Below are 26,399 nucleotides of genomic sequence, written 5' to 3' on the forward strand. Positions count from 1 at the left end.
ACACCCCATCCAGCGCTTCCGGGAGGCAGGGCCATGACCGCGACAACCCCAGGCGTGAAAGGGCATTGCGCCCATTGCGACATCACCTTCGGCCTCAAGCCCTGGCAGCTCAATGCCATTGCTCTCAACGAGCCCTTTGATTGTCCGTATTGTCACAAAGTCCTACAGCTCAATTGCCCCAGGCAACTGCGCCAGTTGAAGTCCCTGGACAACCTGGCCTTGCTGCGCCCGAGCATGCTTGTGCTGACCAGCGTGGCCTTGTTGGTGGCCCTGGTGGTGGAGTGGGTCGGCTTGATCAGCAAGGTCGGGCAATTGAACGTGTCGCTGGTGGCGATCCTGATTCACTTCTTGACCCTGCGTCATGCTCGCCACCGGCATCGCATGACCCTGACGCTACAGGCGGTCAACCCCGCTATCGAGCGGCCAGTTGAACAGTTCGCAAGCGTTGCGGGTGCTCGCTTCGGCCAACGCTGAAGGGCTGATGCCCATCAGTTCGGCCAGGGCGCCGCAGATTGCCGGCAGGTGCTGCGGGCTATTGCGTTGGCCGGGGTACATGGCGGGGGCCATGTCTGGCGAGTCGGTTTCCAGCACCACCGAATCCAGCGGCAGTTGGGCGATGACCTTGTGCATGCGCAAGGCCTGGGGCCAGGTCGGCGCGCCGCCCAGGCCCAGCTTGAACCCCAGCTTGATGTATTCGCGGGCTTCTTCGCGGCTGCCGGCGAAGGCATGGATGATCCCGCCCCGTGCCAGGCGGATGCGCTTGAGGGTGGCGATCACGGCCGCGTGGCTGCGGCGCACATGCAGCAGCGCCGGCAGTTGGAAGTCCACGGCCAACTGCAATTGCGCTTCAAACAATATTTGCTGACGCTCGCGGTCCAGGTGCTCGAGAAAGTAATCGAGACCGATTTCCCCCACGGCGCACACCTGGCGATGGCCCTTGAGGCGGCTCAGCCAGTCGCCCAATTCGATCAGGTCTGCGGGACGATGTTCATCCAGATACACCGGGTGCAGGCCGAAGGCCCCATGCAGGTCCGGGTCCTGTTGCACCAGGTCCCACAACCGCTGCCAATTGCGCTGGTACACCCCCAGCACCACCATGCGCCGCACGCCGAGCTGGCGGCTGTGCCTGAGCACCTCGTCGCGATCAGCGTCGAAGTCCTCGAAGTCGAGGTGGGTGTGGCTGTCGATCAGCTCCACGCCTACGCCTCGTGAATCCGCTGCTTGAAGGTCCGGCCAATGGCATGCACGCCCGGCTGGTAGTGCTGTTCTTCAATCGCCGCCAGCGCCAGGCGCAGGGCCGTCTGCGCGATCAGCGCGTGCTGCTGGGCCATGGCGTTGACCGGTAGCGGCAGGAAGTCCAGCAACTGGGTGTCACCAAAGGTGCCCAGGCGCAGTGGCCGGGACTTGAGCGGGAAGTCATGCAGCGCGTCAAACACCCCTTGTAGCAATACGTAGGAAGTGGTCACCAGCGCGTCGGGTAAATGCCCCAGGCGTTGCAGGAGTTCTTCCATCAACTTGCGGCCACAATCACGGCTGAAGGCTTCGCCGTGCTCGATCAGCACTTCGCCCTTGAAGCCGTGCAACGCTTGCTGGAAACCCGCCGCGCGTTCCTGGCTGATGCTCAGCTCGGGGCGCGCGCCGATCAAGACGATCTGCCGGGGCAGCGGTTGCAGCAGGCTGCTGGTCAACTGCTGGCAGGCCTGGCGGTCATCGCTGACCACCGAGCAGAACTGCTCGGCCTCCATCACCCGGTCGATGGCGATCACCGGCAGGCCCTTGGCTTGCAGCTCGCGATAACTGTCATCGCTGGCAGGCAGGCAACTGGCGACGAACAGCGCATCACAACGCCGCGCACGGAACAGTTGCAGTAACTGGCGCTCGCTGTTGGCATCGTCGTCGGAACTGGCGATCAGCAATTGATAGCCACGGGCCCGCGCGCCTTGTTCCAACAGCTTGGCGATCCGAGCGTAACTGGGGTTTTCCAGGTCCGGCAGGATAAAGCCCAAGGTGCGGGTATGTCGGCTGCGCAGCCCTGCGGCCTGGGGGTTGGGAGTGAAGCCATGCTCCTCGACCACCGCCCGCACCCGTTCCACGGTGGCGGTGCTGATCCGTTGCTGTTGGGCCTTGCCATTGATGACGTAGCTGGCGGTGGTCACGGACACACCGGCTAGACGTGCAATATCACTGAGTTTCAAACCGGGATTTCCTTGTTTTTTAGAGCTTGCCCCGACATTTTGTCCAATCGTAACCGATTCCTGCACGCGACCATTGTCGCAACTCAAGCGCCGAGTGGTGCTTCAACGATGCAAAATTACCCAGTAATCTGCCATAAATTCTAGATTAAACGTTTCAGCAAGCGTATTTTTACGATGTTCGCCGCTGAGTGCCTACTGCCAATTGACCGCTCAGTCAGATATTTTTGCACGGTTTAATCAAAACAATACCTAGTGCGCACCCCGCACTAACTAGGAGAAAGGCATGCTTGAGCTCACCGTAGAGCAGATATCCATGGGCCAGTTGGCTGTGGATAAGTCTGCTGCCTTGCAACTGCTCGCCGAAAAACTGGTAGCCGATGGCCTGGTCGCCGAGGGTTACCTGAGCGGCCTGCAAGCCCGTGAAGCGCAAGGCTCGACCTTCCTCGGCCAGGGTATTGCGATCCCCCATGGCACCCCCGAAACCCGCGACCAGGTGTTCGCCACCGGCGTGCGCCTGCTGCAATTTCCCCACGGTGTGGATTGGGGCGATGGCCAGATCGTCTACCTGGCGATTGGCATTGCCGCCAAGTCCGATGAGCACCTGCGCCTGCTGCAACTGCTGACCCGCGCCCTTGGTGAAACCGACCTGGGCCAGGCGCTGTGCCGCGCCACCTCGGCCGACGCCTTGCTCAAGCTGCTGCAAGGCGCGCCCCAGGAGCTGGCGCTGGATGCCCAAATGATCGGCCTGGGCGTGTCTGCCGACGATTTCGAAGAACTGGTGTGGCGCGGCGCCCGCCTGTTGCGCCAGGCCGATTGCGTGAGCAATGGCTTTGCCGCGGTGTTGCAGCAAGTCGATGCATTGCCCCTGGGCGATGGCCTGTGGTGGCTGCACAGCGAACAAACGGTCAAGCGCCCGGGCCTGGCCTTTGTCACACCGGACAAACCCATGCGCTACCTGGGCCAGCCATTGAGCGGCCTGTTTTGCCTGGCCAGCCTCGGCGAGGCCCACCAGGCATTGCTTGAGCGCCTGTGCGCCTTGCTGATTGAAGGGCGCGGCCAGGAACTGGGGCGCGCCACCAGCAGCCGAGCGGTCCTCGAAGTGTTGGGTGGCGAACTGCCCGCCGATTGGCCCAGCGCCCGTATCGCCCTGGCCAATGCCCACGGCCTGCATGCGCGGCCGGCCAAGGCCCTGGCCCAACTGGCGAAAGGCTTCGACGGCGAGATCCGCGTGCGGATCGTCGACGGGCAGGGCGGTGCGGTGTCGGTCAAGAGCTTGAGCAAACTGCTCAGCCTCGGCGCCCGGCGTGGCCAGGTGCTGGAATTTGTCGCCGAACCCGGCATTGCCGACGATGCGCTGCCGGCGCTGCTGGCGGCTGTGCAAGAGGGGCTGGGTGAAGACGTCGAGCCGCTGCCGGCCGTCAGTGCACGGGTTGAGACCCTTGAGGTCGAACCACTGATCAGCGCGCCGCGCTCCGGCAGCCTGATTCAGGCAATCCCTGCGGCACCGGGGATCGCCATCGGCCCGGCCCATATCCAGGTGTTGCAGCCGTTCGACTATCCGTTGCGCGGCGAGTCGGCCAACGCCGAGCGCGAGCGGTTATCCGCAGCATTGCGCGATGTGCGCCACGATATCCAGGGCTTGATCGAGCGCAGCACGTCCAAGGCGATCCGCGAGATTTTCATCACCCACCAGGAAATGCTCGACGACCCGGAGCTGACCGACGAAGTCGACACCCGCCTCAAACAAGGCGAAAGCGCCGAAGCCGCGTGGATGAGCGTGATCGAAGCGGCGGCCAAACAGCAGGAGTCCTTGCAGGACGCACTGCTCGCCGAACGCGCCGCCGACCTGCGGGACATCGGCCGGCGGGTGCTGGCGCAACTGTGTGGCATCGACACCCCGCAGGAGCCCGACGAGCCCTACATTCTGGTGATGGATGAGGTCGGCCCGTCGGATGTGGCGCGCCTCGACCCGACGCGCGTGGCCGGGATTCTCACCGCACGCGGTGGTGCCACCGCCCACAGCGCCATCGTCGCCCGCGCCCTGGGGATTCCCGCGCTGGTCGGCGCCGGGCCGGCGGTCTTGCTGCTGGCCTCGGGCACGCCATTGTTGCTCGATGGCCAGCGCGGGCGCCTGCATGTGGATGCCGATGCCGACACCTTGCAGCGTGCTACCCAGGAGCGCGACACCCGCGAGCAACGCTTGCAGGCCGCCGCCGCGCAACGCCATGAACCGGCCTTGACCCGCGATGGGCATGCGGTGGAAGTGTTCGCCAATATCGGCGAAAGCGCCGGTGTGGCCGCTGCGGTCGAGCAGGGCGCCGAAGGCATTGGCCTGCTGCGCACCGAACTGATTTTCATGGCCCATTCCCAGGCCCCGGACGAAGCCACCCAGGAAGCCGAGTACCGTCGTGTGCTCGACGGCCTGGCTGGGCGGCCGCTGGTGGTGCGCACCCTGGATGTGGGCGGTGACAAGCCGCTGCCGTACTGGCCGATTGCCAAGGAGGAAAACCCGTTCCTTGGCGTGCGCGGCATCCGCCTGACCCTGCAACGCCCGCAGATCATGGAAACCCAATTGCGTGCGCTGTTGCGCTCGGCGGATGGCCGCCCACTGCGCATCATGTTCCCCATGGTCGGCAGCGTTGATGAGTGGCGCCAGGCCCGGGACATGACCGAGCGCCTGCGCGCGCAGATCCCAGTGGCGGACCTGCAACTGGGGATCATGATCGAAGTCCCCTCGGCGGCCCTGCTGGCGCCGGTTTTGGCCCAGGAAGTGGACTTTTTCAGTATCGGCACCAATGACCTGACCCAGTACACCCTGGCCATCGACCGTGGTCATCCAACCTTGTCGGCCCAGGCTGACGGCCTGCACCCGGCCGTGCTGCAACTGATCGACATCACCGTGCGCGCCGCCCATGCCCATGGCAAGTGGGTCGGGGTGTGTGGTGAGCTGGCGGCCGACCCGCTGGCAGTGCCGGTGCTGGTGGGCCTGGGGGTCGATGAGTTGAGCGTCTCGGCGCGCAGCATTCCCGAGGTCAAGGCCCGGGTACGTGAATTCACCCTGGGCGAGGCCCAGGCCCTCGCACAAAACGCCTTGGCCGTGGGCAGCCCCGCGCAAGTGCGTGCCCTTGTGGAGGCTGTGTAAATGGCAAGGATTCTAAGCCTGACGCTGAACCCGGCGTTGGACCTGACCGTACAACTGACACGCCTGGAGCCGGGAGCGGTCAATCGCAGCCTGGCCATGCTGACCCATGCGGCGGGCAAGGGCGTGAACGTCGCCCAGGTGTTGGCAGACCTTGGCCATCACGTGACGGTTGGCGGTTTTCTGGGGGCAGACAATCCCCAGGCATTTGAAGCGTTGATTGCCCGTCGGGGTTTTGTTGATGCGTTTATTCGTGTGCCGGGGGAAACCCGCAGCAATATCAAGGTGGCCGAGCTGGACGGCCGGGTGACCGATATCAACGCGCCGGGGCCGGTGGTCAGCGCGCAGGCGCAACAGGCCCTGCTCGACCAGTTGACGCAGATTGCCCCGGGCCATGATGTGGTGGTGGTCGCCGGCAGCCTGCCCCAAGGTGTCAGCCCGCAGTGGTTGCAGGGCCTGTTGTTGCACCTGAAAAACCTCGGGTTGAAAGTCGCCCTGGACACCAGCGGCGAAGCCCTGCGCGCCGGGTTGCAGGCCGGCCCCTGGCTGGTCAAGCCCAACACCGAAGAGCTGGCCGACGCCCTCGATTGCCCGACTGCTACCGTCGCGCAACAGGCCCAGGCCGCCCAGCGCCTGCACCTGCAAGGTGTCGAGCATGTGGTGGTGTCCCACGGCGCCGATGGGGTCAATTGGTTCGGTCCCGACGCTGCCCTGCAGGCCACGCCGCCCCGCGTCACCGTCGCCAGTACCGTAGGCGCGGGCGACTCGTTGTTGGCCGGCATGCTGCACGGTTTGCTGGCGATCGAGGCACCGCGGCAAACCCTGGCGCGGGCCACGGCCATCGCCGCGATGGCCGTCACGCAGATCGGTTTTGGCATCAGCGACGACGCGCAGCTGGCGCGCCTCGAAAGCGGCGTGCACGTACGCCCGCTGACAGAACAATAAGAGGGATTGTCATGAAATTAGCCATTGTTACTGCCTGCCCCAACGGCATGGTCACCAGTGTGCTGTGCGCCCGCTTGCTGGACGCCGCCGCCCAGCGCCAGGGCTGGAGCACCAGCGTGGAGGTGGTGGACGTGAACCACCCCGAGCGCGCACTTTCCCAGGCCACCCTCGACGCGGCCGAATGGGTGTTGCTGGTCGCCAGCACGCCGGTGGACATGCAGCGCTTTGTCGGCAAGCGCGTGTACCAGAGCACTCCGGCCCAGGCGTTGCAGGACGTTGAAGCGGTGCTGCAACGGGGCGCGCAAGAGGCCCAGTTGTACGTTGCCAGCACCACAGTGCCGACGGTAAAAAACGTGCCGCGCATTGTCGCCATCACCGCCTGCCCCACCGGCGTGGCCCACACCTTTATGGCCGCCGAAGCCTTGCAGCAGGCTGCCAAGGCCAAGGGTTATGAGCTGCAGGTGGAAACCCAGGGCTCGGTGGGCGCACGCACGCCCCTGAGCGAGCAAGCCATTCGCGACGCGGATGTGGTGCTGCTGGCCGCCGACATCGAAGTGGCCACCGAGCGCTTTGCCGGCAAGAAAATCTACCGTTGCGGCACCGGCATTGCGCTCAAGCAGTCCGCCGCAATCCTCGACAAAGCACTGGCCGAAGGCCAACAGGAAAGCGCGGCCAGTGGCGCGGTGGCCAAGGCGGAGAAAACCGGGGTCTACAAGCACCTGCTGACCGGCGTGTCGTTCATGTTGCCGATGGTGGTGGCGGGGGGCTTGTTGATTGCCCTGTCCTACGTCTTCGGGATCCACGCCTACGAAGAACCTGGCACCCTGGCCGCAGCCCTCAGAGCGGTCGGCGACCATGCCTTCACCCTGATGGTGCCGCTGCTCGCCGGCTACATCGCCTACTCGATTGCCGACCGTCCGGGCCTCGCGCCGGGGATGATCGGCGGCCTGCTGGCCAGTACCCTGGGCGCAGGTTTTATCGGCGGGATCTTCGCCGGTTTCCTCGCCGGCTACAGCGTCAAGCTGATCACCCGCGCGGTGCCATTGCCGCAAAGCCTGGAGTCGCTCAAGCCGATCCTGATCATCCCGTTGCTGGCGAGCCTGGTCACCGGCCTGGCGATGATCTACCTGATCGGCCCGCCCGTGGCGCAGATGCTGGCGGGCCTTACGGACTTTCTCAGCACCATGGGCACCACCAATGCGGTGCTGCTGGGCATCCTGTTGGGTGGGATGATGTGCGCCGACCTCGGTGGGCCGATCAACAAGGCGGCCTACGCCTTCTCCGTCGGCCTGCTGGCCTCCCAGAGCGGCGCGCCGATGGCCGCCACCATGGCCGCGGGCATGGTGCCGCCGATTGGCATGGCTATCGCTACGTTCCTGGCCCGGCGCAAGTTCGCCCAGACCGAGCGCGAAGCCGGCAAGGCCGCGTTGATCCTGGGCATGTGCTTTATCTCCGAAGGCGCCATCCCGTTCGCCGCCAAGGACCCGCTGCGCGTGATCCCCGCCAGCATCGCCGGCGGCGCGTTGACCGGCGCCTTGTCGATGTACTTCGGCTGCAAGTTGATGGCACCCCATGGCGGGCTGTTTGTGATGCTGATCCCGAACACCATCAACCATGCGCTGCTGTACCTGTTGGCGATCGTTGCCGGCAGCGTACTCACAGGGCTGGTGTACGCCGTGATCAAGCGCCCGGAGGCCGTCGAACTGGCCGTTGCCTGAGTGTAGGTAGCGACACCTGTCATCTGTGCTTCATCCGGCCATGCTTTAGTTTTCCTTTTGCTGTGCAGAGGCAAACCCATGAGCCACTTCAATCCCGGCCGTCGTCGGGTGATCCAGGGCGTCGGCGCCGGCCTGTTGCTGCCGGGGCTGGCGCCGGCGGTAATTGCTTCAGTCAAGGACCGGCCGCAGTTGACCGATGGCGTGCAGTCTGGCGACTTGCTGGGCGACCGCGCCATGATCTGGAGCCGCTGCGACCGCCCGGCACGGATGGTGGTCGAGTGGGATACCCGCAGCCTGTTCGGCAACCCGCGCCGTTTCATCTCGCCTTTGGCCGACAGCCGCAGCGACTTCACCGCCCGCGTCGAGCTGACCGGGCTGCCCGCCGACCAGGCGATTTTCTACCGTGTGCAATTTGAGGATGCGCAGACCGGCGTGGCCAGCGAGCCCTGGTTCGGCCACCTGCGCAGCGTGCCGCAACAACGGCGCGATATCCGCTTTGTGTGGAGCGGCGACACCGTCGGCCAGGGCTTTGGGATTAACCCGGATATTGGCGGCATGCGCATCTACGAAGCCATGCGCCTGCGCCTGCCGGACTTTTTTATCCACAGCGGCGACACCATCTACGCCGACGGCCCGGTACCGGCGCAATTGACCACCGAAGGCGGGCGCATCTGGCGCAACCTTACTACCGAGGCCAAGAGCAAAGTCGCGCAAACCTTGGATGAATACCGTGGCAACTACCGCTACAACCTGATGGACGACAACGTGCGCCGCTTCAATGCCCAGGTGCCGCAGATCTGGCAATGGGACGATCACGAAGTGGTCAACAATTGGTCGCCCGGCAAGCAACTGGACGAGCGTTACCAGACCAAGGACATCACCACCCTGGTGGGCCGCGCACGCCAGGCCTGGCTGGAATATGCGCCGATGCGCTTGCAGGGCGCCGACCAGGGTGGGCGCATCTACCGCAAGCTCAGCTACGGGCCGTTGCTCGATGTGTTTGTGCTGGATATGCGCAGCTATCGCGGGGCCAACGATGACAACCTGGGCGGGACCAAACCGTTTCTGGGGCGGGCGCAACTGGACTGGCTCAAGGGCGGACTCAAGGCCTCGAAGGCGCAGTGGAAGGTGATCGCCGCCGACATGCCCATCGGCCTCGGCGTGCCCGACGGCGAAGTCAGCCCCGGCGTGCCGCGCTGGGAGGCGGTGGCCAACGGCGACCCGGGCGCGGCCCAGGGCCGTGAGCTGGAAATTGCCGAATTGCTGGGCTTCCTGCGCGCGCAACAGGTGCGTAACCATGTGTGGCTGACCGCTGATGTGCACTACTGCGCGGCGCACCACTACCACCCGGACCGGGCGGCGTTCCAGGATTTCGAGCCGTTCTGGGAATTCGTCGCGGGGCCGCTGAACGCCGGGAGCTTCGGGCCCAATCCTTTGGATAAGACCTTTGGCCCGCAGGTGGTATTTGAAAAGGCCCCGGCGGTGCAAAACACATCGCCGTTTGCGGGGTTCCAGTTTTTTGGCGAGGTGCAGATTGATGGGCAGACGGCGGAGTTGACGGTCACACTACGCGACCTCGATGGCGTGTCGGTATTCGAACAAAAACTCCAACCCGCCTGACCTGAAATGCGCCCAAGCCCGCTCCCACATTTTGATGGGTGTACGTCAGTACACATCCCGGCGGTAGCGGCCCTGTTCGATAAGGCGTTCCACCGCCTCGCTTCCCAGGACGTCCACCAACACCTGGTCCACCCCGCCCGCCATGCCCTGCAAACTGCCACAGACATAAATCGCCGCGCCCTCGGCCAGCCATTTACGCAGTACATCGGCGGATTCGCGCAGGCGGTCCTGGACGTAGATCTTCTCTTCTTGATCCCGCGAAAACGCCAGGTCCAGCAACGCCAGGTCGCCACTGGCCAGCCAGCCTTGCAGCTCGTCCTGGCAGTGGTAGTCGTGGGCGATGTTGCGTTCGCCGAACAGCAACCAGTTGCGCTGCTGGCCGTCGGCGATGCGCGCCTTGAGCAAGCTGCGCAAGCCGGCAAGGCCGGTGCCGTTGCCCAGCAGGATCAGCGGTACCGGGTCAGTCGGCAGGTGGAAGCCGCTGTTGCGCCGCAACCGCAGGCTGATTGCCGCGCCCAGCGGCGCGTGTTCGGTCAGCCAGCCTGAACCCAGGCCCAGGCTGCCGTCGGCGTGGCGTTCCTGGCGCACGATCAGTTCCAGTACGCCATCGCTGGCAATCGAGGCGATCGAGTATTCGCGCATGCCCACCGGCACCAGCGCCTCTACCAGGGCCTGGGCGTGCAGGCCGACCAGGTGGGAGCGGTTGTCCGGCAACTGGCGGCTGGCAAGCACCTGTTCCAGGGGCCGCACCAGGCCATCGATCAGCACTTCGTCCGTGCCGGCGATGCCCAGGCCGTCGAGGAAATGTTCGACGGCCCACGGGCAATTACGTGGCAGGATTTCCACCAGGTCGCCGGCCAGCCAGGCCCGTGGGGCGGGCGGGGTGAGCCCCAGCAGGTAGACGCCCGAGCCGCTGCTGTCTGGGTTGAGCAGGGTGCGCCGGTCCAGGGTCCAGCTTTCATAGCTGGCGCTGGCCCAGGCGGCCGGTGCGTGGCCGGTGATCTGGCCCAGTTGCTGTTGCCAGTGCAACAGGGCCTCCTGGTCGCCGCTGTCGACTTCCACTGGGGCGAACAACGGGTTGCCGCCCTGGTTGGTCAGCCAGAAGTGCAGGCGCCGGGCAAAGCCGCAAAAGTGCTGGTATTGACGATCGCCCAGAGCCAGCACCGAGTAGTTCAGGCCCTGGAGGGCAAGGTCTTGGCCCAGCACGCTGCGTTCGAAACCGCGCGCGCTGTCCGGGGCTTCGCCGTCGCCGAAGGTGCTGACCACAAACAGCGCATGTTCCGACTGGCGCAAGTCGTCTTCACTGACACTGCCCAGGGGCAGCACCTTCACCGGCAACCCGGCCGCCTGCAACTGGCCGGCGGTCTGCCAGGCCAGTTGCTCGGCAAAGCCGCTCTGGCTGGCGAAACCGATCAGCCAGGCCGGTGCATTGCCAGGGTTTTCGCCCAGACCTTTGCGTGCATCGCGCACCTGGCGCTTTTTGCGGCGGCGGTCCAGGTACAGCAACCAGCCGGTAATAAAGAACAGCGGCATGCACAGCGAAGTGACGGTAAGGATGATCCGCCCCACCAGGCCGAAGTAACTGCCCACATGCAGCGCATAGATGCTGGTCAGCAATTGCGCCTTGAGGCTTTTATCGCTATAGCGTTGAACACTTTTGACCACGCCAGTGGCCGGGTCCAGGTTGATCTGGTTCAGCGCGCGGTCATGGGGAGAGTTCTGCAACAGGTAGTAGATCGTGGCCGGTTGCCCGGCGACGGCCGGCATACGGATGTTGTAGGCACTCAGGCCCGGGCCGGCGGTGCTGTAGATGCTGCTCCAGATCGCCTCGTAGTTGGCCACGGGTGCCGGGCCCGCCGGCGCCGGGCCGCGATTGCGCACCCGCTCGTTCTGCGGGGCATCGGACAGCAGCTTGGTCAGGCCCTTGTTGTACCACTCGTAGGACCACGACAAACCGGTGAGCGCGGCCAACAGGTAGAACAGCAGGCACCAGGTGCCGAACACCGAGTGCAGGTCCCAGTTGAAACTGCGGCCTTTCTTGCGCCAGTCCAGGGTCAGCCAGGCACGCCAGTTCGCCACCTGGCGCGGCCAGCGCAGGTACAGGCCGGAGAGGCAGAAGAAAATCAGGATCAGCGTACAGGCGCCGGTGATTTGCCGGCCGGTATCGCCCATGGCGAGGAAGCGGTGCAGTTGCAGCATCAGGCCGAAAAAGTCCTGGCCGACGGCGTCGCCCAGGTAGTCGCCGGTGTACGGGTCGAAGTAGCGCATCTGCCCCCGGCGTTCGCCCGGTGGCGGCGTGAAGAAGACCCGGGCGGCGTTGCCACTTTCGCTTTCCACCCACAGCATGGACACGGCCTTGCCTTCGGTGGCTTCGAGTTTGCGCACCAGTTCAGCGGGTGGCAGCACCCCGGCGGGTTGCTGGTGCACGGTCAGTACCGTGGGGTTGAGCGCCCGCAGGATTTCATCCTGGAACGAGTACGCGGCCCCGGTAATCCCCATCAATGCCAACACCAGTCCGGCGGTAATGCCGAAAAACCAGTGCAACTGGAATAGGGTCTTCTTCAACACGTCGGACGGCCTCGCTGAGCTGGATAGGAATTTTACGGCGCGCATTATGCCGTGAGTTGTCGAGAAAGATTCTTTTTTACATACGAAAGCCCCGAGCATCCGATGCGCGGGGCTTTTGCATGAAACCTACAGCGTCTTAGAAGTGGAAGCTGGTGGTCAACAGGGCCGTACGACCGGCTGCCTGGTTGGCGAAGTGTGCGCCATAGGCCTTGTCGTAGTAGGTCTTGTCGGTCAGGTTCTGCACGTTCAATTGCAGGTCGACGTTCTTGGTCAGCTTGTAGCTGGCCATGGCGTCGTAGCGGGTGTAGGACGGTACGTAGACGGTGTTGGCAGGGTCGCCGTAGACGTCGTCGACATAGAACGCGCCGCCACCGACGGTCAGTTTCGAGGTGATGTCATAGGTGGTCCACAGGCTGAAGGAGTGCTTCGGCGTGTTGGGCATTTCGTTGCCTTTGTTGGAGCCGGTCGTCACAACGTTTTGGCGGTTGCCGTTTTTGCCTGGATCAACCAGCTCGCTTTTCAGGTAGCTGTAGCCGGCGAATACCTGCCACTGCTCGGTGAGCTTGCCGCTGGCGGAAAGCTCCAGGCCATCAACCCGGGATTCGCCGGCGTTTTCGAAGGTGTTGGAGTTCACCAGGATGCGCGCGTTTTTCTTTTCGGTGCGGAATACGGCAGCGGTCAGGGACAGGCGGTCGTGGAACAAATCCCACTTGGTGCCCAGCTCGTAGTTGACGGTTTCTTCCGGTTTCATGTCGCTGGTGTTGATGCCGGTTGGGATGGCGTTGGAGTCGACACCTTCACCCACCAGGCCGCCAGCAGGCGAGGCCGAAGTGGCATAGGAGGTGTAGATGCTGCCGTTTTCCATCGGCTTCCAGACCAGGCCCGCCTGCCAGTTGAAGAACTGGCTGTCGTCCTTGAGCTTGGTGCGGGCTTTTACCGTGGCGGAGGGTACCGCGTTGGTGTTGGCCTCGGTGTCGAACGTGTCGTAGCGCAGGCCGACGTTCAGCAGCCACTGCGGGTCGAGTTCGATGGTGTCGAACACGTACGCGGCGCGGCTGGTGGCCTTGGTGTTGGTGCCCATGTAGTTGCGGGCGACGCTGCCGGTCCAGGCATCGTTGGGGTTCGGGTCGCTCAACGAGGTGCACTGGCCGCCCTTGCCGCCGCCGGCCACAGTGCAGCTCGGGTTGCTGTTGGGGCTGACGGTGTAACCGCTGACACGGGTTTCTTCACCGGTAAATTCCAGCCCCGTGGAGTAGCTGTGCTTGAAGCCCAGGGCCTGGAAGCTGCCAAACAGATCGGTCTGGTTGGTGGTGGTCGTGGTGGTGGACACGCGGCTGTTGGCCCGGCGCCAGACGGTACCGAACTGGTTGACGTTGTGCTGGCTGTCGTCCGGTTGGGTGAGCACGTAGTCCTGGCCGGTGCTGCCGTGGCGCAGGGTGTTCTTGATCGTCATGTTGTCGTTCAGGTCGTGCTCGATGGAGAACGTACTGATATCGGCGCGGGTCTTGCGGAAGTCGCGATCCTTCAAACCGTAGAAGTTGCTGCTGTCGCCGCCGTCGGTGGGTTTGTCATGCACATGCACAGCCGTCGCGGAACTGTTGCTGTAGCCGTAGGGAATGCCCGAGTCCGGCAGGTCGTTGCTTTCCATGTGGTAGTAGCTGAGGTTGACGCGGGTCGGGGTGCCCAGGCCAAAGGTCAGCGACGGTGCCACGCCCCAACGGTCGTAATTGACCGCGTCGCGGCCGGCCACGTTCTGTTCGTGGCTCATCAGGTTCAGGCGGAACGCGGCGTTGTCGAGGAACTGGCGGTTGACGTCGAGGGCATAGCGCCGGGTCTGGTCGGAGCCGTAGGTAAAGCCGCCGTTGAGGAAGTCCCGTGCTTGTGGGGTCTTGCTCACCAGGTTGAGGCTGCCACCGGCCGAGCCACGGCCACCGAACGAGGAGTTGGGGCCCTTGCTGACTTCGATGGACTCGATATCGAAAATTTCCCGGCTCTGGCCGCCGGTATCACGCACGCCGTCCAGGTAGGTGTCGCCCTGGGCATCGAAGCCACGGATAAACGGACGGTCGCCCTGGGGGTTGCCGCCTTCACCGGCACCAAAGGTAATCCCCGGCACGGTACGCAGAGCGTCCTGCAGCGAGGTGGCGGCGGTGTCCTTGAGCACCTGCGCTGGCACCACGGTGACGGAGCGCGGGGTGTCGACCAGGGGCGCGGTGTATTTCTGCGAAGAGGCTTTTTCGGTCTGGTAGGAGGTTGCGTCCTGTTCCTGGCCGGTGATGCTGGTGGCCCCCAGGGAAATGCTGTTGCGCTCGCCTTTTTGTTCGGTCTCTTCGGCCGCTTGCGCCATATGGGCGACAGAGCTGGCGCTGATGGCCACGCCAATGGCCGAGGCCAGCAAGCGCGGTGAACTGTTTGGTGTTTTTGTAATGTGGCGCGACATGAAATTCCCTACCCCAAGGATGTTAGGTCGCGAAATATATTGTAAACAATTATGCATAGCAATTGAGAGGCATTGCTATTTGCACTCTATTTACAAAATTTACACTTCGGGAGTTACGGTTTTTGCGGGCTCATACGTCTGCCCGTCGGATCAGGGTTTTACAGCGTCAATAGTAATCAATACCATTGGCGCCCCTCTGCCCTCAGGTAACGTCTCATGCTGCTGCATATTCCCGGCCTGTTCTCCCGCGAAGAAGTCCTGCGCATCCGCGAAGCCCTGGAGCAGGCGGACTGGGCAGACGGCAAGATCACCGCCGGGCACCAGTCGGCCAAGGCCAAGCACAACCTGCAATTGCCCGAAGGCCACCCACTGGCCAAGGAAATCGGCGCGGCCATGCTCGAGCGCCTGTGGCAAAACCCGCAATTCATGTCGGCGGCGCTGCCACACAAAGTCTTCCCGCCATTGCTCAATTGCTACACCGCGGGGGGCAGCTTCGACTTTCATATCGATAACGCCGTGCGCCAGCCCAAGGGCAGCCCCGAGCGGGTGCGCACCGACCTGTCTGCCACGCTGTTTTTCAGCGACCCGGATGAGTACGACGGCGGCGAACTGCAGATCCAGGACACTTTCGGCCAGCAGCAGGTCAAGCTGCCCGCCGGCGACATGGTGCTGTACCCCGGCTCCAGCCTGCACAAAGTCAACGCCGTGACCCGTGGCGCGCGGTATGCCGCGTTTTTCTGGACCCAAAGCCTGGTGCGTGAAGACAGCCAGCGCACGTTGCTGTTCGAAATGGACGGTGCGATCCAGCAACTGAGCCGTGACGTACCGGACCACCCGGCCCTGATCCAGCTCACCGGCACCTATCACAACCTGTTGCGTCGCTGGGTCGAGGTCTGAGCATGGCTTTTCACTTGCGCCGCGAAGAACGCCTCGACGGCGAACAACTGCGCGCCATGCTCGACGAATCACCGGCCCGCGCGGCCCAGGCGATCCTGATGGCGGCGAAGGAGGGCGTGCTCGATGCCCAGGCGCTACTGGGGCAAATTCTCCTGGAAGGGCGCGGGATCGAGCGCGATGAGGCACTGGCCCTGCGCTGGTTCCGGATTGCGGCACAGGGCGGGCACCTGATGGCACGCAATATGGCGGGGCGCTGCCTGGAGCACGGCTGGGGTTGCGCCGCCGATGAGCGGGCGGCGGCCGTCGAGTATCGCCAGGCAGCAGAGGCGGGGCTGGATTGGGGGTTGTACAACTACGCCAACTTGCTGGCCACCGGGCGCGGTGTGATGCCAGACCAGCAACAGGCGCTGGCCTGTTATCGCCAGGCTGCCGAACGGGGGCATGCCAAGTCGATGAACCTGTTGGGGCGATACCTGGAAGACGGGCAATTTTGCGCGCAAGACCTGCCCGCAGCGCGCGATTGGTATCGTCGCTCGGCCGAAGGTGGGGATTTTCGCGGGCAGTTCAGTTATGCGGCGGTGCTGGCGGATCAAGGCCAGGTCGAGGCAGCGCTGGAGTGGCTGCGCCGGGCGCTGGAAGGCGGGAATCTGAAGTTTTTGCAGGTGGCGCACAAAGCGCTGGCGGCGGCGAATGATCCGCAGATTCGCGCCATGGCTGCTGCCTACCAACAACGCGCAGAAGAGTTGTAGGAGCCGGCAAGCCGGCTCCTACGGGGTCAGACGTAGAAGGATTTCAGCGGTGGGAAACCGTTGAATTCAACGGCGCTGTAGCTGGTGGTGTACGCACCGGTGGACAGCCAGTACAGGCGGTCACCAATGGCCAGGTTCAGCGGCAGGCCGTACTTGTAGTTTTCGTACATGATATCGGCGCTGTCGCAGGTAGGACCGGCGATCACCACTTCTTCCATCTCGCCTTTTTTCTCGGTCCAGATCGGGAACTTGATGGCTTCGTCCATGGTTTCGATCAGGCCGGAGAACTTGCCCACATCCGTGTACACCCAGCGCTCGACGGCGGTGCGGGATTTACGTGCAACCAATACCACTTCGCTGACCAGGATCCCGGCGTTGGCGATCAACGAACGGCCCGGCTCCAGGATGATTTCCGGCAGCTCGTCACCGAAGTCTTCCTTGAGGAAGCGGATGATTTCCTCGGCGTAGGTTTCCAGGCTGTTGGTGCGGGTGATGTAGTTGGCCGGGAAGCCGCCGCCCATGTTGATCAGCTTGAGGTGGATGCCGTCTTCTTCTTTCAAGCGCTCGAAGATCACCTTGACCTTGGCGATGGCTGCGTCCCACACGCTGATATCACGCTGCTGCGAACCCACGTGGAACGAGATGCCGTAAGGCACCAGGCCCAGGTCGCGGGCGAGGATCAGCAGGTCCATGGCCATGTCGGTCTGGCAGCCGAATTTGCGCGACAAAGGCCAGTCAGCCGTAGTCGAGCCTTCGGTAAGGATACGCACATAGACTTTGGAGCCCGGCGCGGCCTTGGCGATGTTGCGCAGGTCGGCTTCGGAGTCGGTGGAGAACAGGCGCACGCCTTTCTCGTAGAAGTAGCGGATGTCCTTGGATTTCTTGATGGTGTTGCCGTAGCTGATACGGTCGGCGCTGACGCCGCGGTCCATGACCTTGTCCAGCTCGTAGATCGAGGCGATGTCGAAGCTCGAACCCTTGTCTTTCAACAGGTCGATGATCTCGACGGCAGGGTTGGCCTTGACGGCGTAGTACACCTTGGCGAATTCGAAACCGGCGCGCAGGTCATCGTAGGCCTGGCTGATCATCGCGGTGTCGATCACCACGAACGGGGTTTCTTGCTTGTCGGCGAACGCCTTCATTTTGTCAAAGGTGGCGCGCGCGAAATAGTCTTCGACGTTGATCGACATGCTGGGAACTCCTAAGGGCAAACTAAATTGATCAATGGGTGCAAATGAACGTCCTCCGTATCCCCACTTTGGTTCGCCTACTTCCCAAGGCATGTCGCCGAAAGCAAAAAGGCCACGGGATAAGCTTCCCTTGGCCTTGCTGTCTCGTCGTCAGTACTTGAGCCGGATGGATCGTTTCCAGCATGGACGTTCGGCGCGAACTTTAGGGCGTGAGGAGCTTGAGATCAACTAAAAATGTCGCGTTTTTGCACGCGTTCGTCGCGCGATCCCGTGCAGCTACTTATGTAACCGACCGGTGTGACGGATTGATGTTCCCCGGATGGGGCTGATCAGATGGATTTGCGGTGTATTCATCGCAGGCAAGCCAGCTCCTACAGGGATTGCATTCCAACTGTGGGAGCTGGCTTGTCTGTGATAGCGGTCTATCAGGCCAAGGCAGTCTCGGCAGGCGACACGATACTGGTCTTGCCCCCACGGGACTTACCGGAGCTCAGGTACTCGGCAATCGATTCCTGGGTCACTTCACCCAAAAACACCCGCTCGGCATCCATCACCGGCAGCCACGAGCGGTTGAACTCGTACATGCGCGACAACAGGATGCGCAAGTGCTCGTCAAACGCCGCCGTGGCGTTGAACTCGCGCAGGTATTGGGCGCAGGTACCCGTCTGACGATGCAGGTCGCGACGTCGTACATAACCCAGGGCCTTGTTCTCGGCGCAGGTGACCACCACATAGCGCCGGTCATGCTCGTCCATCAGCTCCAGGGCATCGGCCACCGGCGTTTCCGGGCTGACCGACGGGGCGTTGTCCGCCGCGTCTTCGGCCTTGACCAGCAGCAGGCGCTTGAGGGTGCTGTCCTGGCCGACAAAGTTGCTGACAAACTCGTCGGCAGGATGGGCCAGCAGGGTGTCCGGGTGGTCGATCTGCAACAGCTTGCCGGCGCGGAAGATGGCGATTTTGTCGCCCAGCTTGATCGCCTCGTCGATGTCATGGCTGACCATGATCACCGTCTTGTTCAATGCGCGTTGCATCTCGAAGAACTCGTTCTGGATCATCTCGCGGTTGATCGGGTCGACCGCGCCGAATGGCTCATCCATCAGCAGCAATGGCGCGTCGGCCGCCAGGGCGCGGATCACGCCGATCCGCTGTTGCTGACCACCGGACAATTCACGGGGGTAGCGGTGCAGATACTGCTTGGGTTCGAGCTTGATCATGCTCATCAACTCACGGGCGCGGTCGTGGCACTTCTGCTTGTCCCAGCCCAGCAGCTTGGGCACCACCACGATGTTTTCCTCGATGGTCATGTTGGGGAACAGGCCGATCTGCTGGATCACGTAGCCGATGTTGCGGCGCAGGGTCACTTCGTCGAGGTCGGTGGTGTCTTCGCCGTTGATCAGGATCTTGCCCGAGGTGGGCTTGATCAGGCGGTTGATCATTTTCAGCGTGGTGCTCTTGCCGCAACCCGAGGGGCCGAGGAATACGCAAATCTCGCCTTCATTGACAGTCAGGCTCACGTCGTTAACGGCGGTGACAGTCTTGCCGTTGCTTTGGAAGGTCTTGGACAGGTTTTGAAGTTCGATCATTTGAGCAATCCTTTTGGAGTCAGCGAGCGTTGCAGCCATTGCAGAAGCAGGTCGGCGAAGATGGCCAGGAGACTGACCAGCACGGCGCCAACGATCAGCATCGACATGTCGCTGCGGCTGATGGAAGCCAGAATAAGTACACCCAGGCCACCGGCGCCGATGGTGGCGGCAATGGTCATCACACCGATGTTCATCACCACGGCGGTGCGCACGCCGGCGAGGATCACCGGCACGGCGATGGGCAGCTCGACCATGCGCAGGCGCTGGCCGAAGGTCATGCCGATGCCTTTGGCGGCTTCGCGGATGCCCGGCTCGACACCGGTCAGGGCCAGGTAGGTGTTACGCATGATCGGCAGCAGGGAGTAGAGGAACACGGCGGTGATCGCCGGCATCGGCCCCAGGCCCTGGCCGAACTTGGAGTAGAACGGCAGTAGCAGGCCGAACAGGGCAATCGACGGCACGGTCAGCAGCACCGTGGCGCTGGCCTGCAACGGGCCGGCCAGGGTCGGGAAGCGGGTCATCAGCACGCCCAGGGGCACGCCGACGACAATCGCAAGGATCACGGCGATCCCGACCAGGGTGATGTGCTGCCAGGTCAGGTGTAGGACTTGGGCCCAATCAAGATGGGAAAAGGCGTTCAGAAATTCCATGTCTTCTCCTCTTTTAGTTGAGTGGGTGCTGGCGCAGGAAATCAGCGGCAACGGCCGATGGGCTTTCATGGTCGACGTCGACCCGCGCGTTCAGCTGGCGCATGGTTTCATCGTCGAACAGTGCCGCCAGTGGCTTGAGGTCGGCGGCCAATTGCGGGTGGGCATCCAGATAAACCTGGCGTACCACCGGGGCTGCGGTGTAGTCCGGGAAGTAGTGCAGGTCATCTTCCAGCAGCTTCAATTTGAAGGCGTTGAGGCGGCCATCGGTGGTGTACACCAGGCCGGCAAACACCTGGCCATTACGCAGGGCGGTGTAGACCAGGCCTGCGTCCATCTGCCGGGTGTTCTTGCGGGTGAGGTTCATGCCGTACAGCTTGACCATGCCGGCCATGCCGTCGGAACGGTTGGCGAACTCGGTATCCAGGGCCACCAGGCGGTTTTCATGGGTTGGCTCGGCCAGGGCCTTGGTCAGGTCGCTGATGGTGTTGATCTGCGGATACTCCTTGGCCACGTTTTCCGGCAGGGACAGAGCGTAGGTGTTGCTGAACTTCGACGGCGACAGCCAGACCAGGCCTTTTTTTGCGTCGAGTTCTTTCACCCGTGCGTAGGACTGTTCGCTGTCGAGCTTCTCGTCCACATGGTTGTAGGCCACCAGGGACACGCCGGTGTACTCCCAGATCAGGTCCAGTTGCCCGCTCTCCTGGGCACTGCGCGCCAGGTTGCTGCCCAGGCCGCCGGTCACGCGGGTGTCGTAGCCCTTGGTGCGCAGGTACTGGGAGGTGATTTCGGCGAGCAGGGTCTGCTCGGTGAAGACCCGGGCGCCGATACGGATCACCGGTTTTTCAGCGGCTTGCGCAATACCTGCAAACAGCAGGACGCAGCTCAATATCAAAGTCAGTTTTTTCATGTCGATTCCTTTACCCAGCCTTAAGACGGACGCAACCCGCGTTCCAGCCAGAGGCGGCTGGCCATGGTCACCAGACCGTCAAGCAGCAACGCCAGCAACGCGGTACACGCGGCGCCGAGTAGCAATTGCGGCTGATTGTTCAGGGCAATGCCGGGGAAGATCAGGCTGCCCAGGCTGTTGGCGCCAATCAGGAACGCCAGCGGTGCGGTGCCGACGTTGATCGCCAGGGCCACACGTACACCACCGATGATGATCGGCACGGCGTTGGGCAGTTCGACGCGAAACAGCACCTGGCGCGGGGTCATGCCGATGCCGACGGCGGCTTCCTTCAAGGAACCCTGCACGTTTTTCAGGCCTTCGTAGGTATTACGCACGATGGGCAGCAAGGAGGCGAGGAACAGGGCGAAGATGGCCGGGCCGCTGCCGATGCCGAGGACGCCGAGGGCGATGGCCAGTACGGCCAGGGGAGGGACGGTGTTGCCGATGTTGAAGATCTGCATGAAGCGTTCTGCGCGCCCGACCATATTCGGTCGGCTGAGCAGGATACCGGCGGGGATCCCTACAATCAGGGCAGCCAGCATGGAGACAAGTACAAGAATCAGGTGAGCTTGCAGGTAAAACAACAAATCGTCGCGGTACATCTCGATCGTGTTGATGCCGATCCAGTGGACCAGCAGGGCCAGGAGAGCGACGACAACCGCTCCTCCTATCAGCCCTTTGCCATAGCGAATAGCCACAGGCGGACTCCTTTTTTCTTTTGTCGGCGAACACATTTCCGAGCGGCAATGCCATTCCTGGCTGTCGGCGAATATGTTCGCGAAAAGCAGCTCGCCGATACCGGCAATGCGGTATGCGATCAAGCCATGAGCGCAGCCTCGTCAGGCTAACTTGCTGATTTTTCAGCCCCTGTTACGAGTGCGGTAGCAGGGGAGTGGACGTCTCTACCTTTTAAAAGGTTCCATACTTGGCAGCATTTAGCCACCCCCAATCGGGTGAACGGTGGTCTGGCTCCCCGGGTTTGCGCTATACTCGCCGCCCTTTTTTGACTCACCTGCCAGGCGATTTCCCATGACCCACCAGGCCGCCGAAGTCGCGAAACGCCGCACTTTCGCCATTATTTCCCACCCCGATGCCGGTAAAACCACCATCACCGAAAAGCTCCTGCTGATGGGCAAGGCGATCGCAGTGGCCGGCACGGTGAAATCCCGCAAGTCTGATCGCCATGCCACCTCCGACTGGATGGAGATGGAGAAGCAACGGGGTATTTCCATTACCACGTCGGTCATGCAGTTCCCCTATCGCGACCACATGATCAACCTGCTCGACACCCCGGGCCACGAAGACTTCTCCGAAGACACCTACCGCACCCTGACCGCGGTGGACTCGGCCTTGATGGTCCTCGACGGTGGTAAGGGTGTCGAGCCCCGCACCATCGCCCTGATGGACGTGTGCCGCCTGCGTGACACGCCGATCGTCAGCTTTATCAACAAACTCGACCGTGACATCCGCGACCCGATCGAACTGCTGGATGAAATCGAAGCCGTCCTGAAGATCAAGGCCGCGCCGATCACCTGGCCGATTGGTTGCTACCGCGACTTCAAGGGCGTGTACCACCTGGCCGACGACTACATCATTGTCTACACCGCCGGCCACGGTCATGAACGCACCGATGTGAAGATCATCGAGAAACTCGACTCCGATGAGGCCCGCGCCCACCTGGGTGACGAGTACGACCGCTTCGTCGACCAACTAGAGCTGGTGCAGGGCGCCTGCCACGAGTTCAACCAGCAGGAATTCCTCGACGGGCAACTGACCCCGGTGTTCTTCGGTACCGCTCTGGGCAACTTCGGCGTCGACCACGTACTGGATGCGGTGGTCAACTGGGCACCGAAACCACTGGCGCGGGTTGCCAACGAACGGACCGTGGAGCCGGTTGAAGAGAAATTCAGCGGTTTCGTGTTCAAGATCCAGGCGAACATGGACCCCAAGCACCGCGACCGTATCGCCTTTATGCGTATCTGCTCCGGCAAATACGAAAAAGGCATGAAGATGCGCCACGTACGCACCGGCAAGGACGTGCGTATCGGCGACGCCCTGACGTTCTTCTCCTCGGAGCGTGAGCAGTTGGAAGAGGCGTTTGCCGGCGACATCATCGGCCTGCACAACCACGGCACCATCCAGATCGGCGACACCTTCACCGAAGGCGAAGCGCTGGGCTTCACCGGCATCCCGCACTTCGCCCCGGAACTGTTCCGCCGCGTGCGCCTGCGCGACCCGCTCAAGTCCAAGCAACTGCGCCAGGGCTTGCAGCAGTTGGCGGAAGAGGGCGCCACCCAGGTGTTCTTCCCCGAGCGCAGCAACGACATCATCCTCGGCGCCGTGGGTGTGCTGCAGTTCGATGTGGTGGCCAGCCGCTTGAAAGAGGAATACAAGGTCGAATGCTCCTACGAGCCGATCACCGTGTACTCCGCGCGCTGGATTGATTGCAGCGACAAGAAGAAGCTCGAAGAGTTTTCCAACAAGGCCGTGGAAAACCTCGCCATCGACGGCGGCGGTCACCTGACCTACCTGGCGCCGACGCGGGTCAACCTGGCGCTGATGGAAGAGCGCTGGCCGGATGTGAAATTCCGGGCGACGCGCGAGCATCACTAAGGGTTAGCGGTACGAAAAAAGGCGAAGCTGTGATGGCTTCGCCTTTTTATTTGGCGGTAGATTATTAGGTATTGGGCCCAACTTTAAGTTGTTTAAGACTTAGATCAGCCCCCGCCCTTAGGGTTTCAATTTGTGCGGCTATTGCATCTTTGACAATTGCTTCGCCCACGTCAGTGATTTCCTGATTTTTTATATAGTTCACACTCAAGAACAATAGGTGCATGGCAACATCCATCGCACTTTGAAAAGACAGCAGTGTATTGTTATTCCCCAGTTCATCGACCACTCTTTCCCAGCGCCGGTCAGACTCGACCTGCAAGGCCTTGAACTCCGCCAGCGACACGTCGCCGTCCTCGTAGATATCAGACAGCAGCTTTTCCAGGGATTTTGAAATGTCTCGCATGACAGCCCTCGCAAAGAATATAAGAAGTTGCAGCGGGCGGACTTTATTCTTTGCGCGTGGCGTTGCGCAATTGCGGAAACATAGAGGTTACAAGTTACAGAAAGTTAGTCTGTGAGGCGGGGATTGGTGCTGTTTTTAATGTCGGACTTGTCGTTGGTTCTATCGCGAATAGGCGGTAATTACGTGCGCCAGAATGACCATTAAAAAAGCTCCGCCAGGCATGCCGGGCGGAGCAGAGATACAGGCGCAGGTAATTGGCCTTAGAACGAAGCCGTCACCGACGCAAAATACGCCCGACCCGGTTCGTTGTACGTCTGGGCGCCCGCATCATCAGCATTGCCTTTGCGATACAGGCGCTTGTCCAGCAGGTTTTCGATGCCCACGCGTACGCTCAGGTTCTTGTTGAACTCGTAGCCGCTGCTCAAGCCCATCAAGCCGTACGGGTCCACGTCCTGCTGGGCGCTGCGATCATAGTTGCTGGCGCTGCGCGAGTTGAGGGTTGGCGACTCCTGCTTGCCGTAGTAGGTGCCGCTGACCTGGAACGACAGCTTGTCGGTGGCCTGCCAGTCCAGCGTGGTGTTGACCGTGTACTTGGGAATGACGCTCAGCGGCTCGCCGGTGTCCTTGTCCTTGGAGTCGATCATGTAGGTCAGGTTGGTGTTCCAGTCCAGGTCGTCGCGCAAGCTCATGAACAGGTTGCCCTCGACTCCCTGCACCAGCGCGGCGCCGCTGTTTTCCCATTCCAGCACACGGCGCCCGCCGTCCAGGCGGTAGGCGGCGGTGTTGCTGGCGTTGATTTTGTTCTTGTAGTCATTACGGAAGTAAGTCGCGCTGGTGCGCCAGGTGCCTTTGTCATAGGCCAGGCCGATTTCCTTGTTGACGCTGATTTCCGGTTTCAGGTCCGGGTTGCCCACCAGGTAGCAGCCACCGGAGTTGGTTTCGCCGGCGTTGCAGCCGTTGCCACGGCTGTACAGCAAGTAGTTGGGGTTGGACTGGTACAGGTTGGGCGTCTTGTAGGCCCGGGCAATCCCGCCCTTGAGGCTCAGTTCATCGGTCAACTGGTGCGAGGCGTTGAGGCTCGGGCTCCAGTTGCCGCCGTATTCTTCATGATCGTCGTAGCGCAGGCCGGGGGTGATGATGGTCTTGCTGCCGACTTCGATGTTGTCCTCGGCGAACAGCGCGTAGCTCGAGGCCGTGGTCTTGGTGCTGCTGCGGCTCATCCCCGGAATGCTCGGCACGCCGCCGGTGCCTGGGTCGTAGCTTTGTGGGCGCAGCGAGCCTGGGTCGTTCATCGATTCGTAGAGGTATTCGCTGCCCAGGGTCAGCACCTGCTCGGTGCCGAAACTCAGGGGCAGGTTGACCTCGGCGGTGGCCCGGGTGTTGCGCAGGCGCGATTCGAAACGGCCAGCGGTGGCGGAGGGTGCGCCCTCGCCGGAGCCGGCCAGGCCTTCGTTGAGGCGTGCGTTGCGGGTCAGGTCGTGGCTCAGGGAGGCCAGGGTCGAGCCCCAGTCGAACTCGCCACGGTGGGTAGCGGAGAAACTGCTGCGCTGGATCACGCTGGTTTCTTTGCCGACCAGGCTGTTAACGAACACGCCGCCGCCGTTAAGCATGGTGTCGCCGGCGAAGATATTGCCCTGGCGGCTGTAGCTGGCTTCCAGGTCCAGGGTTTGCTCAGGGGTGAATTGCCAACTGAGCAAGCCGTTGACGTCTTTGTTGCGCACACCCTCGCGGCCGGCAACCAGCGAGTCGGCGGTGGCCTGTTCAGCCTGGTTGATGGTGGAGTCGTCGGCATCGGTCTTGTTCAGGCCGCCATACACCCGGAACGCCAGGGTATCGCTCAGCGGCCCGCTGAGGTTGAAGTTGGTGCGCTTGCTCATGCCTTCGGCATCGTCTTCGGGCAGCGACACGTAAGTGGTCAGCGAGCCGTGCAACTGGTCGGTGGGGCGCTTGGTGATGATGTTGATCACCCCGCCCATGGCCCCGGAGCCGTAGCGCGCGGCGGCCGGGCCGCGCAGGATTTCAATGCGTTCGACTTCCTCGGCCGGTACCCAGTTGGTCTCGCCACGGGTATCACGGTCGCCGCTCCAGCCGTAGCGCACGGCATTGCGCGAGGTCGACGGCTTGCCATCGATCAGGATCAGGGTGTTTTCCGGGCCCATGCCGCGCAGGTCGATCTGGCGGTTGTTGCCACGGCTGCCGCTGGAACTGTTGCCGCTCAGGTTGACGCCGGGTTCACGGCGGATGATGTCCGACAGGTCGTTGGTGGGTGGGCGTTTCTTGATGTCTTCGGCGGTGATGATCGACACGCCGGGGGCCTGCTTGAGCTCTTCGGCGGCGGTGCCCAGGATGCGCGTTTCGCTCAGCTCCAGGGCCTGGGAGGTGCCATCGACGGGCAGGTCGCTAGCTTCTACCGGCACTTTGTCGCGCTCTCTTTCCAGGGTGTCCGCCAGCAGCGCAGGGGATGAAAGGGCGGCGATAAACGCCAGGGAGAAGTGGCTGAGCCTGAATCGAGGTGACATGTCCGCAAAATCCTTTAGGAAAGGTGGCAACTGAGCGAGATGCACCAGAATTGCCTTCCAGCAGGATTCGGCGCGCTCTACGCGCCGGAATGCTAGTCATTATCAAATACAAGTAAATATCATTTACAATTTTTACACTTAGCTAAAAACAAAAAAGCCCCTCCCGCCAGACTGATGCGCAATCTGGCGGGAGAGGCTGTACAACGCTGTATTGCCCTGTGGCA

At 62.5% G+C, this 26,399-nt stretch carries 19 protein-coding genes; 8 read left to right on the plus strand and 11 right to left on the minus strand.

Annotated elements, in window-relative coordinates:
• Positions 1-33: 33 nt before the first annotated feature.
• Positions 34-474 (plus strand): hypothetical protein, encoded by a 441-nt coding sequence (locus AC19YY_RS00355; protein ID WP_169950995.1) that lies wholly within the window; start codon positions 34-36, stop codon positions 472-474.
• Here the strand turns inward: AC19YY_RS00355 and AC19YY_RS00360 are convergent.
• Both AC19YY_RS00360 and cra read right to left on the minus strand, forming a co-directional pair.
• The gene (locus AC19YY_RS00360) at positions 394-1,197 is read right to left on the minus strand and encodes a TatD family hydrolase (protein ID WP_492633722.1); all 804 of its coding nucleotides are present in this window, start codon (positions 1,195-1,197) and stop codon (positions 394-396) included. The two genes, AC19YY_RS00355 and AC19YY_RS00360, sit on opposite strands and share 81 nt — an antisense overlap.
• 2 nt (positions 1,198-1,199) lie before the next feature.
• Positions 1,200-2,195 carry a catabolite repressor/activator gene (cra, locus tag AC19YY_RS00365; RefSeq protein ID WP_169950992.1) on the minus strand — a complete coding sequence of 332 codons (996 nt, stop codon included), beginning with the start codon at positions 2,193-2,195 and terminating at the stop codon, positions 1,200-1,202.
• A gap of 283 nt (positions 2,196-2,478) precedes the next feature.
• Here cra and ptsP point away from each other — a divergent pair, with 283 nt between their 5' ends.
• From ptsP to AC19YY_RS00385, 4 genes are all read left to right on the plus strand, one after another.
• Entirely contained in the window at positions 2,479-5,337 is a 2,859-nt protein-coding gene (gene ptsP, locus AC19YY_RS00370) for a phosphoenolpyruvate--protein phosphotransferase (RefSeq protein WP_500603748.1), read from the plus strand.
• Positions 5,338-6,279 carry a 1-phosphofructokinase gene (gene pfkB / locus AC19YY_RS00375; RefSeq protein ID WP_170041722.1) on the plus strand — a complete coding sequence of 314 codons (942 nt, stop codon included), beginning with the start codon at positions 5,338-5,340 and terminating at the stop codon, positions 6,277-6,279. It abuts the gene before it with no gap.
• 11 nt (positions 6,280-6,290) lie between these two features.
• The gene (locus AC19YY_RS00380) at positions 6,291-7,997 is read left to right on the plus strand and encodes a PTS fructose-like transporter subunit IIB (RefSeq protein ID WP_169950985.1); all 1,707 of its coding nucleotides are present in this window, start codon (positions 6,291-6,293) and stop codon (positions 7,995-7,997) included.
• Positions 7,998-8,075: 78 nt separating this feature from the next.
• Positions 8,076-9,617 carry an alkaline phosphatase D family protein gene (locus AC19YY_RS00385; RefSeq protein ID WP_169950983.1) on the plus strand — a complete coding sequence of 514 codons (1,542 nt, stop codon included), beginning with the start codon at positions 8,076-8,078 and terminating at the stop codon, positions 9,615-9,617.
• 45 nt (positions 9,618-9,662) lie between these two features.
• Here AC19YY_RS00385 and AC19YY_RS00390 read toward each other — a convergent pair whose 3' ends face one another.
• Both AC19YY_RS00390 and AC19YY_RS00395 read right to left on the minus strand, forming a co-directional pair.
• The gene (locus tag AC19YY_RS00390) at positions 9,663-12,185 is read right to left on the minus strand and encodes a PepSY domain-containing protein (RefSeq protein WP_500603749.1); all 2,523 of its coding nucleotides are present in this window, start codon (positions 12,183-12,185) and stop codon (positions 9,663-9,665) included.
• Positions 12,186-12,321: 136 nt separating this feature from the next.
• Entirely contained in the window at positions 12,322-14,625 is a 2,304-nt protein-coding gene (locus tag AC19YY_RS00395; RefSeq protein WP_500603750.1) for a TonB-dependent receptor, read from the minus strand.
• A gap of 216 nt (positions 14,626-14,841) precedes the next feature.
• Here AC19YY_RS00395 and AC19YY_RS00400 point away from each other — a divergent pair, with 216 nt between their 5' ends.
• Positions 14,842-15,522 carry a Fe2+-dependent dioxygenase gene (locus AC19YY_RS00400; protein WP_169950977.1) on the plus strand — a complete coding sequence of 227 codons (681 nt, stop codon included), beginning with the start codon at positions 14,842-14,844 and terminating at the stop codon, positions 15,520-15,522.
• 2 nt (positions 15,523-15,524) lie between these two features.
• Positions 15,525-16,271: a tetratricopeptide repeat protein gene (locus AC19YY_RS00405; protein ID WP_500603751.1), complete on the plus strand. Its 747-nt coding sequence runs from the start codon at positions 15,525-15,527 to the stop codon at positions 16,269-16,271.
• A gap of 26 nt (positions 16,272-16,297) precedes the next feature.
• Here AC19YY_RS00405 and AC19YY_RS00410 read toward each other — a convergent pair whose 3' ends face one another.
• From AC19YY_RS00410 to AC19YY_RS00430, 5 genes are all read right to left on the minus strand, one after another.
• Positions 16,298-17,461 (minus strand): type III PLP-dependent enzyme, encoded by a 1,164-nt coding sequence (locus tag AC19YY_RS00410; protein WP_032861941.1) that lies wholly within the window; start codon positions 17,459-17,461, stop codon positions 16,298-16,300.
• 425 nt (positions 17,462-17,886) lie between these two features.
• A complete protein-coding gene (locus tag AC19YY_RS00415; protein WP_029291958.1) occupies positions 17,887-19,044 on the minus strand; it encodes an osmoprotectant ABC transporter ATP-binding protein OsmV in 1,158 nt (385 codons plus the stop codon).
• Complete coding sequence (locus AC19YY_RS00420) at positions 19,041-19,694, minus strand: ABC transporter permease (RefSeq protein ID WP_027604864.1); 654 nt, start codon at positions 19,692-19,694, stop codon at positions 19,041-19,043. The genes AC19YY_RS00415 and AC19YY_RS00420 overlap by 4 nt, the downstream gene beginning before the upstream one ends.
• 13 nt (positions 19,695-19,707) lie before the next feature.
• Positions 19,708-20,601, minus strand: a complete 894-nt coding sequence (locus tag AC19YY_RS00425; protein WP_500603752.1) for a glycine betaine ABC transporter substrate-binding protein — start codon at positions 20,599-20,601, stop codon at positions 19,708-19,710.
• 20 nt (positions 20,602-20,621) lie between these two features.
• Positions 20,622-21,338, minus strand: coding sequence for an ABC transporter permease subunit (locus AC19YY_RS00430; RefSeq protein ID WP_169950971.1), 717 nt, complete (start codon positions 21,336-21,338; stop codon positions 20,622-20,624).
• A gap of 331 nt (positions 21,339-21,669) precedes the next feature.
• Between AC19YY_RS00430 and AC19YY_RS00435 the strand changes: the two genes are divergently transcribed.
• Entirely contained in the window at positions 21,670-23,253 is a 1,584-nt protein-coding gene (locus tag AC19YY_RS00435) for a peptide chain release factor 3 (RefSeq protein ID WP_169950969.1), read from the plus strand.
• 64 nt (positions 23,254-23,317) lie between these two features.
• Here AC19YY_RS00435 and AC19YY_RS00440 read toward each other — a convergent pair whose 3' ends face one another.
• Positions 23,318-23,656: a hypothetical protein gene (locus AC19YY_RS00440; protein WP_170056720.1), complete on the minus strand. Its 339-nt coding sequence runs from the start codon at positions 23,654-23,656 to the stop codon at positions 23,318-23,320.
• Positions 23,657-23,916: 260 nt separating this feature from the next.
• Complete coding sequence (locus tag AC19YY_RS00445; protein WP_169950965.1) at positions 23,917-26,175, minus strand: TonB-dependent siderophore receptor; 2,259 nt, start codon at positions 26,173-26,175, stop codon at positions 23,917-23,919.
• Positions 26,176-26,399: the final 224 nt, after the last annotated feature.

The sequence above is a fragment of the Pseudomonas sp. MF09156 genome (genome assembly GCF_059862305.1).